This is a genomic window from Pedobacter nototheniae (assembly GCF_004335085.1).
In the GTDB taxonomy this organism is placed as follows: Bacteria; Bacteroidota; Bacteroidia; order Sphingobacteriales; family Sphingobacteriaceae; genus Pedobacter; species Pedobacter nototheniae.
Genome location: NZ_RQRS01000062.1, coordinates 1 through 724 on the forward strand (window position 1 = coordinate 1; position 724 = coordinate 724).

A 724-nucleotide genomic window follows, 5' to 3' on the forward strand; every position below is an offset into this window, starting at 1 on the left:
TTAACGCACCGCTTGCCGTAAGCACCGTGGTAATGCCCTTACTAATGCTGTTGCCCTTGCTGCTTACAATACTGATGATTGGTGCTGGGTTATCCAAAATGGTTAGGCTTTGGCTCACCGCAGCGGCTGCCGTATAGTTACCGTTACCGGCCTGGTTTGCCGTTATCGTTACTACACCTGCTTTTAAAATCTCAACCTGGTTGCCATTTATAATCCGCGCTACGCTAACATCGCTGCTGCTATAGCTTACCGCCAAGCCTGAAGTAGCCGTGGCCGTTAGGGTAAATGGTGCATCGGTAGATAGTTTATTTGCCAGTGCCGCAAACGTGATGCTTTGGCTGGTAGCCGAAATAACCAGGCTGCCCGGCACATAAGTAATACTGTAATTGGCTGCCGCAGCACCACTTGCCGTTATTGGGTAGGTACCCGATGGGGAAGCTAGCGTTGCCGTAGTGCTAATTAATGGCGCACTGCTTAATACCGTGCTGCCCTCGCCACTGATAAAACCATTGTAGCTTACCGTTAACGCAGGGTTAGCCACACCATAAAGCCTGGTTTTATTATCTGCGGTAATAATTAAGCCTTTTGGCGTAATGTTTAGGCTTGCAGGTGTGTAGGTAATGGTATAGTTACTCCCTGCAGTAAGCGTGTTCTGGCTTATTAAATAAGTGCCCACATTCTCGCCCGTTGCACGGCTTAATGATCCGGTAATTGCATCTGTACC

At 48.8% G+C, this 724-nt stretch carries 1 protein-coding gene; it reads right to left on the reverse strand.

Translation table 11 applies throughout. From position 1 onward, the window contains the following. Nucleotides 1-724: MBG-2 domain-containing protein (locus EHC72_RS22855; protein ID WP_170311746.1), on the reverse strand; the 724-nt coding region annotated here is incomplete at both ends.